Here is a 15903-nt window from a genome sequence, read left to right as displayed (position 1 = left end):
GGGCGCGGTTACAGGGCGAGTTTCACGAGGGCGAACAGCCCTGCCGCAATCAATGTGTAGCCGAAGGCGGAGACGGCAACCGTTGCCAGCCGCTCTGCGACGCCATGCATGTAATCCTCGATCGCTTCGCGCGCCTCGTTCATGAAGTGGTTGATGCCGACGATCAGCATCAAGCCGGTGACGATTGCGGGAAAGGGGCGCGAGAAGAACGCCAGCACATCGGCGTAGTCACGGCCCAGACCCGATCCGAAAGTGAACACGAAAAGCGGCACGAGGATGACCAGACAAATGGAGCTGACCAGCATGTGCCAGTGGTGATGCGTGCCGCTGCGTCCGGAGCCAAGTCCCTGCGCGCGTTTGCGATCGGTGATATAACGCATGCGAAGTCTCCTTAGACGATGATGGCGGTCAGAAGGGCAAGGACGGTGGCACCGATGAACATGGCCATGCCCATTTTCTCGGCGATGCCGATCTCAAGCCCGTAGCCCAGATCCCAGATCACATGACGCAGACGGCCCAGCACATGATACCAGATGGCCCATGTTGCCAGCAGCAGGATCACATCGCCGATAAAGCTGGTCAAAAACCAGTCCACCCTGGCAAAGGCCGTTTCGGATGTGGCCGCCGTCAGCAGCCAAAGCACCAGCAGAAACGCGGTGCCCAGCGAGGCGATCCCTGTGATACGGACCATGATCGAGGACATCGATGTCATTTGCGGGCGATAATACGCCCCGAACATGAATGGCGAAAGCGGGCGGTCACCCTGTTTAAATTCGGCCATGGTGCAAGTCCTTTCGGTTCTCTTCCATCGTTGATACCTTTTTTTGCGCCAGTGTCACCCGTCAAGCGCCATGCAAAACGCGGTTTTTTGGCGCATCAGGCGGATTGTGAAGGATTTGTGATCACACTATAGACGGGTGTGATCACATTTTTGGCGCTAACAGGGGCGATCCGATACGCTGCGCGTCCCAGCTGATTCTGCACCTGCACGGTTCGCTTCTCTCAGACCGGCATCAGCGCCCAATAGTCGAGATCAAGCAGAACATGCGGCAGGTATTTGCCGTCTTCCCCCTTCAACACGAAAGGCGCACCGCCGCGCGTTGCGACCAGTCGCAAACGGATCGCGCCGACACCCGGTGCCACGGTTTGTGCCTTGTCCAATACCTCGGACCACGCCCGGACGGTATCGCCTGCAAAGCAGGGATTGGCATGCGCCCCGCCGTTCAGCCCGGCGATCATCTGCGCATTGGCCAGCCCGTTGAAGCTGAGCGTGCGGGCCATTGAAATGACGTGTCCGCCATAGATCAGCCGCTTGCCGTCCTCGCGATTGGTGGCGTCGAAATGCACCTTGGCGGTGTTCTGCCACAGGCGCGTGGCCATCATGTGTTCGGCCTCTTCTATCGTTACGCCGTCAACATGGTCGATCTGCTCGCCAATCTCGTAATCGGCCATCCGGTGCGGCTCACCCGCGAGGGTCAGGTCGTAATCGCTGAAATCCAGCCCCTCCGGAATTGTCAGATCGGCCGGGGCAAGCGCGGCTTTGAGATCCGGCACGACGGTTTCGGGTGCGGGCGCGCCCACGTCGCGCTTGCGCACCATGACCCAGCGGACGAAGGAAATGACCGTCTCGTCATTCTGGTTCAGCCCGCGCGTGCGGACCCAGACCACCCCGGTCTTGCCGTTGGAGTTCTGCTTCAGCCCGATCACCTCGGAGGTGGAGCGCAAGGTATCGCCGGGATAGACCGGTTTCAGCCAGCGGCCTTCGGCATAGCCCAGATTGGCCACGGCGTTCAGCGACACATCCGGTACGGTCTTGCCGAACACCACATGAAAGGCCGCCAGATCGTCCAACGGGCTTTGCGGCAGACCGCTGGCGCGCGCGAATTGATCCGAGGAATAAAGCGCGTGGCGGGCCGGATAAAGCGCATGATAGAGCGCGCGTTCGCCCGGCCCCACGGTGCGCGGCACCGCGTGGTGGATCACCTGCCCCAGCGTGTAATCCTCGAAAAACCATCCCGGATTGGTCTTGACCATCACTGCTCTCCCAGCTTGGTGTCGGGGCTGTAGGTGCCGTCGGCGTCCTTCACCACGGCCTGACCGCAGCGCATGACGCCATTGGCCGCGTCGAAGGCGTAGGTGGGATCGCCGTGCAGCGCCCAGCCCTTGTTCAGGGCGGCGGTGACCTTGTGGCAGAAGGCGGATGTGTCGTCAGCGGTCAGAAAGCGATAGAGTTTCATGGCGTTATCCAAATACGGGGTAGCCCAGAAGGCCGTGAATGTAGCCGATCACCACCAGCAGCACGATGCTGGCCCCAAGGAAGATGAGATCCTTCGAGATCGGGCCGGGGGTGCGCGGGGTCCATGCGGGCTCTGCCCGGTTGATGACGATCATCTCGGCCAAGGCCCAGACCAGCAGCCCGCCGAACAGGATGAAGGACGGCACATCGCCATTGACCAGCAGATGCGCTGCCGCCCAAAGGGCAAAGCCGGTCAGCATCGGGTGGCGCATCCCGGCAAGCAGTTTGCCTTTCTTGGGTGCGGGGCTCAGCATGAAGATGGCGACCAGCACCAGCAGGTTGTTGATGCCCACCGTGGCCGGGTGACGGCCCCAGAAGACCGCGCCATCGGCCATGCGATACCCCAGCACCATCAGGACAACCGACAGGGCGAGGACAAGGGCAACCATCCCCTTGCCCTTGTCACCAAGGCTGGCACGCCAATCGGGGGCGGCGCGTTTGAAGAAATGTGCGGCGGCCCAAAGCAGGACGCCAAGAATGAGAAGTGCCATGCGGTGCCCTTTCGTCAGCTGCGTTGGCCTATTGCTAGCCGTTCAGCGCGCTGATTGCATCCGCTTTCGCAAGGATTTCGCGGGCGGTGACGATGTGCAGGTTCTCGACGATCCTGCCATCCACCACGGCCACCCCCTGCCCTTCGGCATGTGCCTCTTCAAAGGCAGCGATCTGGCGGCGGGCGAGGTCGGTCTCCGCGTCCGTCGGTGCAAAGGCGGCGTTGGCAATGTCGATCTGCGCGGGGTGGATCAGCGTCTTGCCGTCAAAGCCCATGTCGCGGCCCTGTTCGCATTCGGCGCGCAACCCGTCCTCGTCCTTGAAGGCATTATAGACGCCATCGACGATGATCGTGCCATGAGCCTTGGCGGCCAGCAGGCACAGGCCAAGCGAGGTGGCCATCGGCAAACGGTCGGGACGGAAGCGGCATTGCAGCTCTTTCGCCAGATCATTGGTGCCCATCACCATGCCAGCAAGTTTCGGATGGGCGGCGATTGCGGCGGCGTTCAGCATGCCTTTGGGCGTTTCCATCATCGCCCAAAGCAGCTTGTCCGTCAGGGCGGCCAGCGCATCCAGCTGTTCGGTGGTTTCGACCTTAGGCAGCAGAACCGCGTCGCACTCCATCTCATTGGCGGCACGGGCATCGTCCTGCCCCCATTCAGTGTCCAGGCCGTTGATCCGGACAATCCGCATGCGCGCGCCATAGCCACCCTCGGCAAGCGCCGCCGCCAGAGTGGCGCGGGCATTGGGTTTCTCATCGACGGAAACGGCATCTTCGAGATCCATGATGATCGCGTCGACCGGCAAGCTGCGCGCCTTGTCCAGCGCCCGGCCCTTTGAGCCGGGGATATAGAGTACCGAACGGTAGGGGCGGGCACGCATGTCCATCTGAATCTCCTAGCGAAAGAATGTTGCGCAGAATGGGGCATTTTTTGCCGATAAGTGCAAGACTATTTTCGCCGCATCGCAGAAAAATCGGGATTACGCAGCATCGCCTACGCATCATCAAGGCATCATTCCGCAGTTTGGAGGCGTGCTTGAGCGGTTCGTATCGGCCGAAACAAGGCAGCCAGCAGATTAATCATGGGCTGAATGCCGTCCGTCTTGTGGGCATAACTCTCAATTGTGATTGGCTTAATTGGCGTCACTCACGCGAACACGGCATTTCAGCGAAATCATGCGCCATTGCCGCACTCTTGCCAGCCCGGCCCGAAAGTTCTAGGCCAAGCGGCAGAATTTCAACGGACCGGAGAGACCTTCCATGGCCAGACCCAAGATCGCGCTGATCGGCGCGGGACAGATCGGTGGCACGCTTGCTCACCTCGCTGCACTCAAGGAACTGGGCGACGTCGTTATGTTCGACATCGCCGAAGGCACACCCGAGGGCAAAGCGCTCGACATCGCCGAATCCGGCCCTTCCGAGGGTTTTGACGCGGCAATGTCGGGCACGCAGTCCTACGAAGACATCGCCGGCGCAGACGTCTGCATCGTCACCGCCGGTGTCGCGCGCAAACCCGGCATGAGCCGCGACGACCTGCTGGGCATCAACCTCAAAGTGATGAAATCCGTCGGTGAAGGCATCGCTGCCAATGCGCCCGACGCGTTCGTGATCTGCATCACCAATCCGCTGGATGCGATGGTCTGGGCGCTGCGCGAATTTTCGGGAATGCCGCATAACAAGGTCGTCGGCATGGCTGGCGTTCTGGATTCGGCGCGCTTCCGCCATTTCCTCAGCCTCGAATTCGGCGTGTCGATGCGCGACGTGTCGGCCTTTGTTCTGGGTGGCCACGGCGATACGATGGTGCCGCTTGCGCGCTATTCCACCGTTGCAGGCATTCCACTGCCCGATCTGGTCAGCATGGGCTGGACCACGCAGGAAAAGCTGGACGCGATCATCCAGCGCACCCGCGATGGCGGTGCCGAAATCGTCGGCCTGCTGAAGACCGGTTCGGCCTTTTACGCGCCTGCCACCAGCGCCATCGAAATGGCCGAAGCCTACCTGAAAGACCAAAAGCGCGTCCTGCCCTGTGCGGCCTATTGTGACGGCGAATTTGGCCTGAACGGGTTCTATGTCGGCGTACCGACGGTGATTGGGGCGAACGGGATCGAAAAGATCATCGACATCAAGTTGACGAAGGACGAGCAGGCAATGTTCGACAATTCCGTCAACGCGGTGAAGGGGCTTGTCAAAGCCTGCAAGGAAATCGACTCCTCGCTCGCCTGAGCCGATTTGAATAAGCCGTCGGCGAACAGGCTTCGCCGACGGTTCCATTTCTGGCAGATCCGCGCCTTTTTGGCTGCGATATGCCGCGCCAGAATCCCCATATCCTGACATGAGAACCCACAAATCCCGCCATGCTGCGGGCCGCATGGCATGCGGGTCGTCAAAGCGTTTGGCTGGTTGAAACCCCTGCGAGATTCCACGCGACTCTGTGGCGTTGACAAGGGTTTGGCAGAGCAATGCGTTTTGGCACGCAAACAGCAACAGACAGATCATCAGAACCGGCATCGCAGGCTGCGAAGGCCTATCGCCGGACGACGTATGGTGCCGGTTGATTTGCAATCATGTCGTTGTTCCGCTGCCGACAATAAACGCTGTCGGCCAACGCTTTGATCCGCGTGTTGCAGCGTTTGACACCGCACAGTTGCGGTGCCACGCTGAGATCGCATCAAATCCTGACGGGAAGCGGCATTCAACAAATGACGGAGGCCATGCGGATGATTCTGATCTGGTGTTCTCGCTACCATATTAGCCTTGATCGACACTTTGTGATCACACCATTCGGAGCTGTGATCACAAACGCGTCAAATCAGTAGCAAATGCTCACTTTTCGGCAGAAAGCACTTAATAGCTGTGAAAGCTTGTGCCACTAACAGGGTAATCGCAGCAAGACGGGACAGTTTATCAATGAACATCCACGAATATCAGGCGAAGGCGCTTTTGCGCAGCTACGGGGCTCCGGTTTCGGATGGCCGCGTTGTACTGCGCGCCGAAGAAGCGAAATCGGCGGCCGGCGAAATGGACGGCCCACTTTGGGTGGTCAAGGCGCAGATCCATGCGGGCGGCCGCGGCAAGGGCTCTTTCAAAGAGGCTGACGCGGGCGACAAAGGCGGTGTCCGTCTGACCAAATCGGTCGAAGAAGCCGCCGATGAGGCCAAGCGCATGTTGGGCCGCACGCTGGTCACGCATCAGACCGGCCCGGCGGGCAAGCAGGTCAACCGCATCTATATCGAAGACGGCTCCGGCATCGAGACCGAACTTTACCTGGCGCTTCTGGTGGATCGTCAGACCAGCCGCGTGTCCTTTGTCTGCTCGACCGAGGGCGGCATGGATATTGAAGAGGTCGCAGCCTCGACCCCGGAAAAGATCCTGTCCTTCAGCGTTGATCCGGCAGCCGGCTATCAGGCGTTCCACGGACGTCGCATCGCCTTTGCGCTGGGTCTGTCCGGCAAGCAGGTCAAGCAATGCGTCGGTCTGATGGGTCTGCTGTACAAGGCATTCATCGAAAAAGACATGGAAATGCTGGAGATCAACCCGCTGATCGTCACCGATAGCGGCGATCTGAAGGTTCTGGACGCCAAGGTCAGCTTTGACGGCAACGCGGTCTACCGCCACGCCGATATTGCTGAGCTGCGCGACACGACCGAGGAAGATTCCAAGGAACTCGAAGCGTCGAAATATGACCTCAACTACATCGCGCTGGATGGCGAGATCGGCTGCATGGTCAACGGCGCGGGTCTGGCGATGGCGACGATGGACATCATCAAGCTGTACGGTGCGGAACCTGCCAACTTCCTGGACGTTGGTGGCGGTGCGACCAAGGAAAAGGTGACAGAGGCGTTCAAGATCATCACCTCTGACCCGCAGGTCAAAGGCATCCTTGTGAACATCTTCGGGGGCATCATGCGTTGTGACGTCATCGCCGAGGGCGTGGTGGCAGCCGTGAAAGAAGTGGGCCTTCAGGTTCCGCTGGTCGTGCGCCTTGAAGGCACCAATGTCGAAAAGGGCAAGGAAATCATCAACAGCTCCGGCCTGAACGTCATCGCCGCAGACAACCTGAGCGACGGGGCCGAGAAGATCGTGAAGGCGGTGAAGGGGTAAGGCAATCCCGCCGCACTCAAAAAGTCTGTTCGCGATGCAAGATCGACAAGGGCTTGGACGACTTTTATCACAATCAAACTAAGCCTGATCACCACAATGACATCTGTAAGAGCTGTCAACCTGAGGTGAACAGGCAAAACCAAGGGAAAGCCTGATATGGCCGTACTCGTAGACGAAAATACCAAGGTGATCTGTCAGGGCCTCACCGGCTCGCAGGGCACATTCCACACTGAACAGGCAATTGCCTATGGCACCAAGATGGTCGGCGGCGTGACCCCCGGCAAGGGAGGCCAGACGCATCTGGATCTGCCCGTCTTCAACTCGGTCCATGAGGCCCGGCAGGTGACAGAAGCGAATGCGAGCGTGATCTATGTGCCGCCGCCCTTTGCTGCGGACTCGATCCTCGAGGCGATCGACGCCGAGATGGAGCTGATCGTCTGCATCACCGAAGGCATCCCGGTGCTGGACATGATGCGTGTCAAACGCGCGTTGGAAGGGTCCAAAAGCCGTCTGATCGGGCCGAACTGCCCCGGTGTCATCACGCCCGATGCCTGCAAGATCGGCATCATGCCGGGCCATATCCACAAGCGCGGCAGCGTCGGCGTTGTGTCACGCTCCGGCACGCTGACCTATGAGGCCGTCAAGCAGACCGCCGATGCAGGTCTGGGCCAGTCCACCGCCGTGGGTATCGGCGGCGACCCGATCAAGGGGACAGAGCATATCGACGTGCTGGAAATGTTCCTGGCGGATGACGAAACCCAGTCGATCATCATGATTGGCGAGATTGGCGGTTCCGCCGAAGAGGACGCCGCGCAGTTCCTTGCCGACGAACGCAAGAAAGGCCGCTGGAAGCCGACCGCAGGCTTTATTGCCGGGCGCACAGCGCCTCCGGGCCGCCGCATGGGCCACGCAGGTGCCATTGTCGCCGGTGGCAAGGGTGGTGCCGAGGACAAGATCGAAGCGATGAAAGCCGCAGGCATCGTCGTCGCCGACAGCCCCGCCACGCTGGGCGAAGCCGTGCTGGAAGCCATCAGCAAAGGGTAGGGATACCCGTCCCGGGCTTGACCCGGGACCTCGCCCTTCATGGGCACCACGACACCCACGAGGCCCCGGGTCAAGCCCGGGGCGCGTGACCGCCAAAAGCCAAAGCCGCTAGACAGCGGATCGCAGGCGATCCTCTTTCTGGCTGCTTTCAATAACAAGGTTGGAGGACCTCCAGTGACCGACCAAAGCCCGAACGACCTTTTCCACGCTTCCAGCTTCATGCAGGGGCACAATGCGGAATACCTTGAACAGATGTATGCCCGCTATGCCAACGATCCCGCCGCGGTCGACGAGGTATGGCAGGCGTTTTTCCGACAGTTGGGGGACGATGACCTGAGCATCAAGGCCGATGCGGCCGGTCCGTCCTGGGCGCGCGCTGACTGGCCGCCACTACCGGGCGACGACCTGACATCGGCACTGACCGGAGAATGGCCTGAAACGTCCGAGTTGAAAGGCGCGGGCGACAAGATCAAATCCAAGGCGGTCGACACCGGCGTTGCGGTTTCGGATGATGCGATCAAGCGCGCAGTGCTCGACAGCATTCGGGCACTGATGATCATTCGCGCCTATCGGATCCGCGGCCATCTGGCCGCCGACCTTGATCCGCTGGACATCCGGGACGAGACCCCACATCCTGAGCTTGATCCAAAAACCTATGGCTTCACCGAGGCGGACATGGACCGCCCGATCTTTATCGACAACGTGCTGGGACTTCAGATCGCGTCGCTCCGGCAGATTCTGGAGATCGTGAAACGCACCTATTGCGGCACTTTCGCGCTGCAATACATGCATATTTCCGATCCCGAACAATCCGCCTGGCTGAAGGAACGCATCGAGGGCTTCGGCAAGGAGACCGAGTTCACGCGTGAAGGCCGCAGGGCGATCCTGAACAAGATGGTCGAGGCCGAGGGGTTCGAGAAATTCCTGCATGTCAAATACATGGGAACCAAGCGCTTCGGTCTGGACGGCGGAGAGTCGCTGATCCCGGCGATGGAGCAGATCATCAAACGCGGCGGTGCGCTTGGCGTACAGGACATCGTTATCGGGATGCCCCACCGCGGGCGTCTGTCGGTTCTGGCGAACGTGATGGGCAAGCCCTACCGTGCAATCTTCAACGAATTCCAGGGCGGCAGCTTCAAGCCCGAGGATGTCGACGGGTCGGGCGACGTGAAATATCACCTCGGTGCCAGTTCCGACCGCGAATTTGACGGCAACAATGTACATCTGTCGCTGACCGCCAACCCCAGCCACCTGGAGGCGGTGAACCCGGTCGTTCTGGGCAAGGCCCGCGCCAAGCAGGATCAGTTGAAAGATACCGACCGCAAAACGGTTCTGCCGGTGCTGCTGCACGGCGATGCGGCCTTTGCCGGGCAAGGCGTGGTGGCGGAGTGTTTTGCATTGTCCGGCCTGCGCGGACACCGCACCGGCGGCACGATGCATATCGTGGTGAACAACCAGATCGGTTTCACCACCGCGCCGCATTTCAGCCGCTCCAGCCCCTATCCCACCGACAACGCGCTGGTGGTCGAGGCACCGATCTTCCACGTCAACGGTGACGACCCGGAGGCCGTGGTTCACGCCGCCAAGGTGGCCACGGAGTTCCGCCAGAAATTCCACAAGGATGTGGTGCTCGACATCATCTGTTATCGCCGCTTCGGACATAACGAAGGCGACGAGCCGATGTTCACCAACCCCTTGATGTACAAGAAGATCAAGGGTCACAAGACCACGCTCAGCCTGTATACGGAACGGCTGGTCAAGGATGGTTTGATCCCCGAGGGCGAGATCGAGGATATGAAGGCCGCCTTCCAGGCCAAGCTGAACGAAGAATTCGAGGCAGGCAAGGAATACCGCCCCAACAAGGCCGACTGGCTGGACGGGCGCTGGTCGCATCTCGACAAGCATAAAGAGGGCAAATACCAGCGCGGGAAAACGGCGATCAAGGAAGAGACCTTTGACGATGTCGGCAAGGCTCTGACCGCTGTGCCCGAGGGGTTTCCGCTGCACAAGACCGTGGGGCGGCTGCTGGACTCCAAGGCCGAGATGTTCAAGACCGGCAAAGGGTTCGACTGGGCAACCGGCGAGGCGCTGGCCTTTGGCTCGTTGCTGACCGAGGGCTATCCGGTGCGCCTGTCGGGTCAGGACAGCACGCGCGGCACGTTCAGCCAGCGCCATTCCGGGCTGGTCAATCAGGAAACCGAAGAGCGTTACTATCCGCTGAACCATGTCCGCGACGGGCAGGCACATTTCGACGCCATCGATTCGATGTTGTCGGAATATGCGGTGCTGGGTTTCGAATACGGTTATTCACTGTCCGAACCCAACGCGCTGACCCTGTGGGAGGCACAGTTCGGCGATTTTGCCAATGGCGCGCAGATCATGTTCGATCAGTTCATCAGTTCCGGTGAATCGAAATGGCTGCGGATGTCAGGTCTCGTTTGTCTGCTGCCACACGGCTATGAAGGTCAGGGGCCGGAACACTCTTCCGCGCGACTGGAACGCTTTCTGACGATGTGCGGGCAGGACAACTGGATCGTGGCCAACTGCACGACACCGGCCAACTATTTCCACATCCTGCGCCGCCAGTTGCATCGCAGTTTCCGCAAGCCGCTGATCCTGATGACGCCCAAATCGCTGTTGCGGCACAAGCTGGCGGTGTCGACCAGAGAAGATTTCATCACCGGGTCGAGCTTTCACCGGGTGCTGTGGGACGATGCCGAGAAGGGCAATTCGGACACCGAACTGGTCGCCGACGACAAGATCAAGCGCGTGGTGATGTGTTCCGGCAAGGTCTACTTCGACCTTCTGGAAGAGCGCGACGCCCGTGGCATCGACGACATCTACCTGTTGCGGATCGAACAGTTCTACCCCTTCCCGGCGATCAGCCTTGTGAAGGAGCTTGAACGTTTCAAGGGGGCCGAGATGGTCTGGTGTCAGGAAGAGCCCAAGAACCAGGGCGGCTGGAACTTCATCGAACCCAATATCGAATGGGTGCTGGGCCGGATCAAGGCCAAGCATCTGCGCCCGGTCTATGCGGGCCGTTCGGCCACGGCCTCGCCCGCGACCGGCCTGGCAAGCCAGCACAAAGCACAACAAGAAGCGCTCGTCGATCAGGCGCTGACCATTGAAGGGAAATAACCGATGACGACCGAAGTACGCGTCCCTACCTTGGGCGAATCCGTGACAGAGGCCACCGTCGCAACCTGGTTCAAGAAACCCGGTGACACTGTGACCGTTGACGAGATGCTGTGCGAGTTGGAAACCGACAAGGTGACGGTCGAAGTGCCGTCGCCCGCTGCCGGCAAGCTGGCCGATATTGTGGCACAAGAGGGCGAGACCGTCGGCGTTGACGCGCTACTGGCCAATATCGCCGAAGCGGGCAAAGCCGGTCCCGAAACCCCTGAGGAACGCCCATCCGAGACGGCGAGAAAGGCCGCGGAGGCGACCAAGAGCGGCGGCAAGTCTGTTGACGTCATGGTCCCCACGCTGGGCGAGTCTGTGTCCGAGGCGACGGTTTCGACCTGGTTCAAGAAGGTCGGCGACAGCGTCGCGCAGGACGAAATGCTCTGCGAGCTGGAAACCGACAAGGTCTCCGTCGAGGTGCCCTCCCCGGCCGCCGGTGTGTTGTCAGAAATCGTGGCACCCGAAGGCACCACCGTCGATGCCTCTGCCAAGCTGGCCGTGATCGGCGACAGCGCAGGCGCGGCGGCATCCTCTGAAGAAGCCCCCGCAAAAGAGGAACCTGCCAGCAAAGCAGGCAAGGATGTCGAGGACGCGCCCTCTGCCAAGAAGGCCATGGCCGAAGCGGGCATCGGCCGCGACCAGGTCAGCGGCTCTGGCCGGGACGGCCGGGTGATGAAGGAGGACGTGGCAAAGGCTGTTGCTGCTGCGGCATCGGCCCCGGCGCCTGCGGCGACCGCGCCCGCCCCGCGTGCCCCCGTTTCCGCCGACGATGCGTCACGCGAAGAGCGCGTGAAGATGACGCGCCTGCGCCAGACCATTGCCCGCCGCCTCAAGGACGCGCAGAACACCGCCGCCATCCTGACCACCTATAACGAGGTGGACATGACAGAGACCATGGCGTTGCGGAAGGAATACAAGGAGTTGTTCGAGAAAAAGCACGGCGTCAAGCTGGGCTTCATGTCTTTCTTCACCAAGGCTTGCTGCCACGCGTTGAAAGAGGTCCCCGAGGTCAACGCAGAGATCGACGGCACCGACATTGTCTACAAGGACTTCGTACATATGGGCATCGCGGCCGGCACCCCGCAGGGTCTGGTGGTCCCGGTGATCCGGGATGCCGACCAGATGAGCTTTGCCGAGATCGAGAAGGCCATCGGCGAAAAAGGCAAGCGCGCCCGTGACGGCAAGCTGTCCATGGCAGAGATGCAGGGCGGCACGTTCACAATCTCCAACGGCGGCGTCTACGGCTCGCTGATGTCCTCGCCCATCCTGAACCCGCCGCAATCGGGTATCCTTGGCATGCACAAGATCCAGGACCGTCCGATGGTTGTGAACGGCGAGATCAAGATCCGCCCGATGATGTATCTGGCACTGTCCTACGATCACCGCATCGTCGACGGCAAAGGAGCCGTGACCTTCCTCGTGCGCGTCAAGGAAGCGCTGGAGGATCCTCGGCGGTTGTTGATGGATTTGTAATGCTGCTAACCATCGATATTGATGGAGAATGGTCTGTGCGAGAGCTTGCTGAGGTTTTGGATAGCTTCGAAGCTCTCGCAGGTTATTTCATCGACGGGAGTATTGTACGTTTTGGACTATATCCACCGAAAGTTGATCCTTTCGATGGAAGTGCTACCCTCGCTCCAAACACTATATTCCGACACCACCTGTATCTTTCTCGTTTTTCCTATGCGTCGCCTGGATCATTCGACGTGCTTGGAGCAGCGAAGATCATCGAACAAATCAGGCTATTTTTGGAGTTTTTGATCAATCTTTGGATCGCTCGGAATGACAGGCATCTTGAGAGAGACGAACGGCATTTAGAACTCGCACAGCGAAAGCTGGAATTGATTCAGAAGATCCAAGCCATGCAACCTGACATGATAGAATTCATTGAAAACGGGGCATCAAACTCGATACTTGGCGCTGTCCTTCAGGGCAAGATCACGGGTGTCTCCGCCGGAAGCAGCAAAGACGAGTGACATGACCCCAGAACTCACCGCCCTCACTCTCGCAGCCCTGCTTCAGGTCGTTCACTTCCTGATCTACTCGATCAGCGCCCAAAAACAGGTCGGCCGCAAATACGCGGCCTCCCCGCGCGACGAGCCACGCCAACTCACCGGCTTCGCAGGCCGCGCGCAGCGGGCGATGAACAACCATTTCGAGGGGCTGATCCTCTTCTCCATCGCCTGCCTCGTCGTCACCTATGCCGACAAGGGCGGCAAGCTGACCGCGCTCTGCGCCCTCGCTTACCTTGCCGCCCGCCTTCTCTATATCCCCGCCTATCTGCTCGGGTGGACTCCTTGGCGCTCGCTGATCTGGTTCATCGGCTTTGTGGCCACAACTCTTATGCTCGTTTTGACCCTGCTATGAAACAACACCGCCATCCCGCCGGACACAACACCCGGCCCCACCCTTCTTCTTGGCGAAAATACTCCGGGGGGAGGCGCCGTATGGCGACGGGGGGCAGCGCCCCCCTCCCCCCTCATAAGAAAGGAACTTCCCATGGCGAATTATGATGTCATCATCATCGGCTCCGGCCCCGGTGGCTATGTCGCGGCAATCCGCGCGGCGCAGCTGGGCCTGAAAACCGCCTGCGTCGAAGGGCGTGACACCCTGGGCGGCACCTGCCTGAACGTGGGCTGCATCCCGTCCAAGGCGCTGCTGCACGCCACACATCAGCTGCATGAGGCAGAACATAATTTTGCCAAGATGGGCCTGAAGGGGAAATCCCCCTCTGTCGACTGGAAGCAGATGATTTCCTACAAGGACGAGGTGATCGGCCAGAATACCAAAGGCATCGAATTCCTGTTCAAGAAGAACAAGATCGACTGGCTGAAGGGGTGGGCCTCCATCCCCGAGGCTGGCAAGGTCAAGGTCGGCGACGAGGTGCATGACGCCAAAAACATCATCATCGCCACCGGGTCCGAGGCCAGCAGCCTGCCGGGTGTCGAAGTGGACGAAAAGATCGTCGTGACCTCCACCGGCGCGCTTGAACTGGCAAAAATCCCCAAGAAGATGGTGGTGATCGGCGCGGGCGTCATCGGGCTGGAGATGGGCTCGGTCTATGCCCGCCTCGGCACCGAGGTAACCGTGGTTGAATATCTGGAGGCGATCACCCCCGGCATGGACGCCGAGGTACAGAAGCAATTCCAGAAGATCCTGGCCAAGCAGGGGCTGAACTTCATCCTCGGTGCAGCCGTGCAGGGGGTCGAGACGACCAAGACCAAGGCCAAGGTCACCTACAAGCTGAAGAAAGACGACAGCGAGGAGGTTCTGGATGCCGATGTGGTCCTCGTGGCCACAGGCCGCAAACCCTATACGGACGGCCTTGGACTGGACGCGCTCGGTGTCAATATGACGGATCGCGGCCAGATCGAAACCGACGATCATTGGCAGACCAACGTCAAGGGCATCTACGCCATCGGCGATGCCATCGCAGGCCCGATGCTGGCGCATAAGGCCGAGGATGAGGGCATGGCCGCTGCGGAAACCATTGCGGGCAAGCACGGTCATGTGAACTATGGCGTCATCCCCGGCGTGGTCTACACCCACCCCGAGGTCGCCACCGTCGGCCAGACCGAAGAGCAGGTCAAGGAAAGCGGCCGCGCCTACAAGGTCGGCAAGTTTTCTTTCATGGGCAATGGTCGGGCAAAGGCGATGTTCGCGGCGGACGGCTTCGTCAAGCTGATTGCCGACAAGGAAACCGACCGTATCCTTGGCGCGCATATCATCGGTCCGGCGGCCGGCGATCTGATCCATGAGGTTTGCGTCGCTATGGAATTCGGCGCCAGCGCCGAGGATCTGGCCATGACCTGTCACGCCCACCCAACCTTCTCCGAAGCTGTGCGCGAGGCCGCGCTCGCCTGCGGTGACGGTGCGATCCATATGTGATCTTTTGCCGGGGCGTCATTTCCTGCGTCCCGGCAAATTTCAGAGGCATTGCCGGTCACGCAATCCCGTCCACCAAACGCGGCAAGAGTGCCCTCAATCGGCCCGCGCTTGCACAACGATGCAGCCCCCAACCTGGCTTAGTGCGTCTCAGTCGGTTCTTTTTTCAACGGGACTCGCGTCGAACCCAGCCTCTGCCATCAGCGCGATTGATCGGCTTTCAACCACATCTTCAAGCTGCGCCATGAAGCTGTTATTATCCAATCCGGCGCGGATCGGCTCCAGAAACTCAACCACGGCCAGACCCGGCTTGCGGTAGATCCCGGTACGCGGCCAGAACACACCGACATTTGTCGCGGCAGGCACACAATCCTGCCCTGTTTCGCGGTAGAGGACCGCAGTGCCGATCTTGTAGGGCTTGGTGGCGTCCGGCGCGACGCGCGTTCCTTGCGGATAAATGATAAGCTGGCCAGCGGGCGCGTCGCCACGGGTCACGTCGCGGATCATCTGGCGCATCGCCTCTGCCCGTTTGCCACGGTCAACGGCGATACAACCGATACGCTTGGCATACCAGCCAAGGATCGGCGCGCGGCGCAGCGAGGCTTTCATGATGAATTTGGGCTTCGGCAGCACGCTGACGATGATGATGATGTCGAAAAAGCTTTGATGTTTCGAGGCGACCAGCACCTCCTCCGTGGGTACGTCGCCGCGCACTTCGCTGTGCAGCCCGCACATCCAACCCGCCGTCCAGCGCACCCAGCGGCAATAGGTCCGTACACCCGCATAGGCCCCGCTGCGGTTGAATATGGCCCAAGGGGTGAAGAACACCGCCAGCACGGCCATCATCAGATACATCTGCACAACGAAAAGCAGCGAGCGGAGCCATTGGATTGCATGTGACATG

Annotated in this window: 15 protein-coding genes; 8 read left to right on the top strand and 7 right to left on the bottom strand. The window is 60.2% G+C overall.

What is annotated here, in order from left to right; all coding sequences use genetic code 11:
- Window positions 1-8: 8 nt before the first annotated feature.
- The 6 genes from sdhD to DMZ65_RS07735 all read right to left on the bottom strand — a co-directional run bounded on the left by sdhD (window position 9) and on the right by DMZ65_RS07735 (window position 3673).
- Window positions 9-380: a succinate dehydrogenase, hydrophobic membrane anchor protein gene (gene sdhD / locus DMZ65_RS07760; RefSeq protein ID WP_116598326.1), complete on the bottom strand. Its 372-nt coding sequence runs from the start codon at window positions 378-380 to the stop codon at window positions 9-11.
- A gap of 11 nt (window positions 381-391) precedes the next feature.
- Complete coding sequence (gene sdhC / locus DMZ65_RS07755) at window positions 392-781, bottom strand: succinate dehydrogenase, cytochrome b556 subunit (protein ID WP_116598325.1); 390 nt, start codon at window positions 779-781, stop codon at window positions 392-394.
- A gap of 221 nt (window positions 782-1002) precedes the next feature.
- Window positions 1003-2034, bottom strand: coding sequence for a MaoC family dehydratase (locus tag DMZ65_RS07750; RefSeq protein ID WP_116598324.1), 1032 nt, complete (start codon window positions 2032-2034; stop codon window positions 1003-1005).
- Window positions 2034-2237, bottom strand: coding sequence for a DUF1737 domain-containing protein (locus DMZ65_RS07745; RefSeq protein WP_116598323.1), 204 nt, complete (start codon window positions 2235-2237; stop codon window positions 2034-2036). Before DMZ65_RS07745 ends, DMZ65_RS07750 begins: the two co-directional genes overlap by 1 nt.
- A gap of 4 nt (window positions 2238-2241) precedes the next feature.
- Window positions 2242-2787 (bottom strand): NnrU family protein, encoded by a 546-nt coding sequence (locus DMZ65_RS07740; RefSeq protein ID WP_116598322.1) that lies wholly within the window; start codon window positions 2785-2787, stop codon window positions 2242-2244.
- 34 nt (window positions 2788-2821) lie between these two features.
- Complete coding sequence (locus DMZ65_RS07735) at window positions 2822-3673, bottom strand: HpcH/HpaI aldolase/citrate lyase family protein (RefSeq protein ID WP_116598321.1); 852 nt, start codon at window positions 3671-3673, stop codon at window positions 2822-2824.
- 373 nt (window positions 3674-4046) lie between these two features.
- Here DMZ65_RS07735 and mdh point away from each other — a divergent pair, with 373 nt between their 5' ends.
- From mdh to lpdA, 8 genes are all read left to right on the top strand, one after another.
- On the top strand, window positions 4047-5009 hold the full coding sequence (mdh, locus tag DMZ65_RS07730; protein WP_116598320.1) for a malate dehydrogenase: 963 nt from the start codon (window positions 4047-4049) through the stop codon (window positions 5007-5009).
- Between the two features lie 684 nt (window positions 5010-5693).
- Window positions 5694-6887, top strand: coding sequence for an ADP-forming succinate--CoA ligase subunit beta (gene sucC / locus DMZ65_RS07725; protein WP_116598319.1), 1194 nt, complete (start codon window positions 5694-5696; stop codon window positions 6885-6887).
- Window positions 6888-7043: 156 nt separating this feature from the next.
- Entirely contained in the window at window positions 7044-7931 is an 888-nt protein-coding gene (sucD, locus tag DMZ65_RS07720; protein ID WP_084351606.1) for a succinate--CoA ligase subunit alpha, read from the top strand.
- Window positions 7932-8105: 174 nt separating this feature from the next.
- Window positions 8106-11069 carry a 2-oxoglutarate dehydrogenase E1 component gene (locus DMZ65_RS07715; RefSeq protein ID WP_116598318.1) on the top strand — a complete coding sequence of 988 codons (2964 nt, stop codon included), beginning with the start codon at window positions 8106-8108 and terminating at the stop codon, window positions 11067-11069.
- 3 nt (window positions 11070-11072) lie between these two features.
- Entirely contained in the window at window positions 11073-12587 is a 1515-nt protein-coding gene (gene odhB, locus DMZ65_RS07710) for a 2-oxoglutarate dehydrogenase complex dihydrolipoyllysine-residue succinyltransferase (protein ID WP_116598317.1), read from the top strand.
- Window positions 12587-13090: a hypothetical protein gene (locus DMZ65_RS07705; protein ID WP_116598316.1), complete on the top strand. Its 504-nt coding sequence runs from the start codon at window positions 12587-12589 to the stop codon at window positions 13088-13090. The genes odhB and DMZ65_RS07705 overlap by 1 nt, the downstream gene beginning before the upstream one ends.
- 1 nt (window position 13091) lies before the next feature.
- Window positions 13092-13481, top strand: coding sequence for an MAPEG family protein (locus DMZ65_RS07700; protein WP_116598315.1), 390 nt, complete (start codon window positions 13092-13094; stop codon window positions 13479-13481).
- Window positions 13482-13613: 132 nt separating this feature from the next.
- Window positions 13614-15002, top strand: a complete 1389-nt coding sequence (gene lpdA / locus DMZ65_RS07695) for a dihydrolipoyl dehydrogenase (protein ID WP_116598314.1) — start codon at window positions 13614-13616, stop codon at window positions 15000-15002.
- Between the two features lie 147 nt (window positions 15003-15149).
- On the opposite strand, the gene DMZ65_RS07690 is transcribed toward lpdA, so the two are convergent.
- Entirely contained in the window at window positions 15150-15902 is a 753-nt protein-coding gene (locus DMZ65_RS07690; protein ID WP_116598313.1) for a lysophospholipid acyltransferase family protein, read from the bottom strand.
- Between the last annotated feature and the right edge of the window lies 1 nt (window position 15903).

This window comes from Primorskyibacter marinus, from assembly GCF_003313245.1.
Lineage (GTDB): Bacteria > Pseudomonadota > Alphaproteobacteria > Rhodobacterales > Rhodobacteraceae > Primorskyibacter > Primorskyibacter marinus.
The sequence above is the reverse complement of the archived record's forward strand: the minus strand, read 5'-3'. Positions and strand labels throughout refer to the sequence as shown.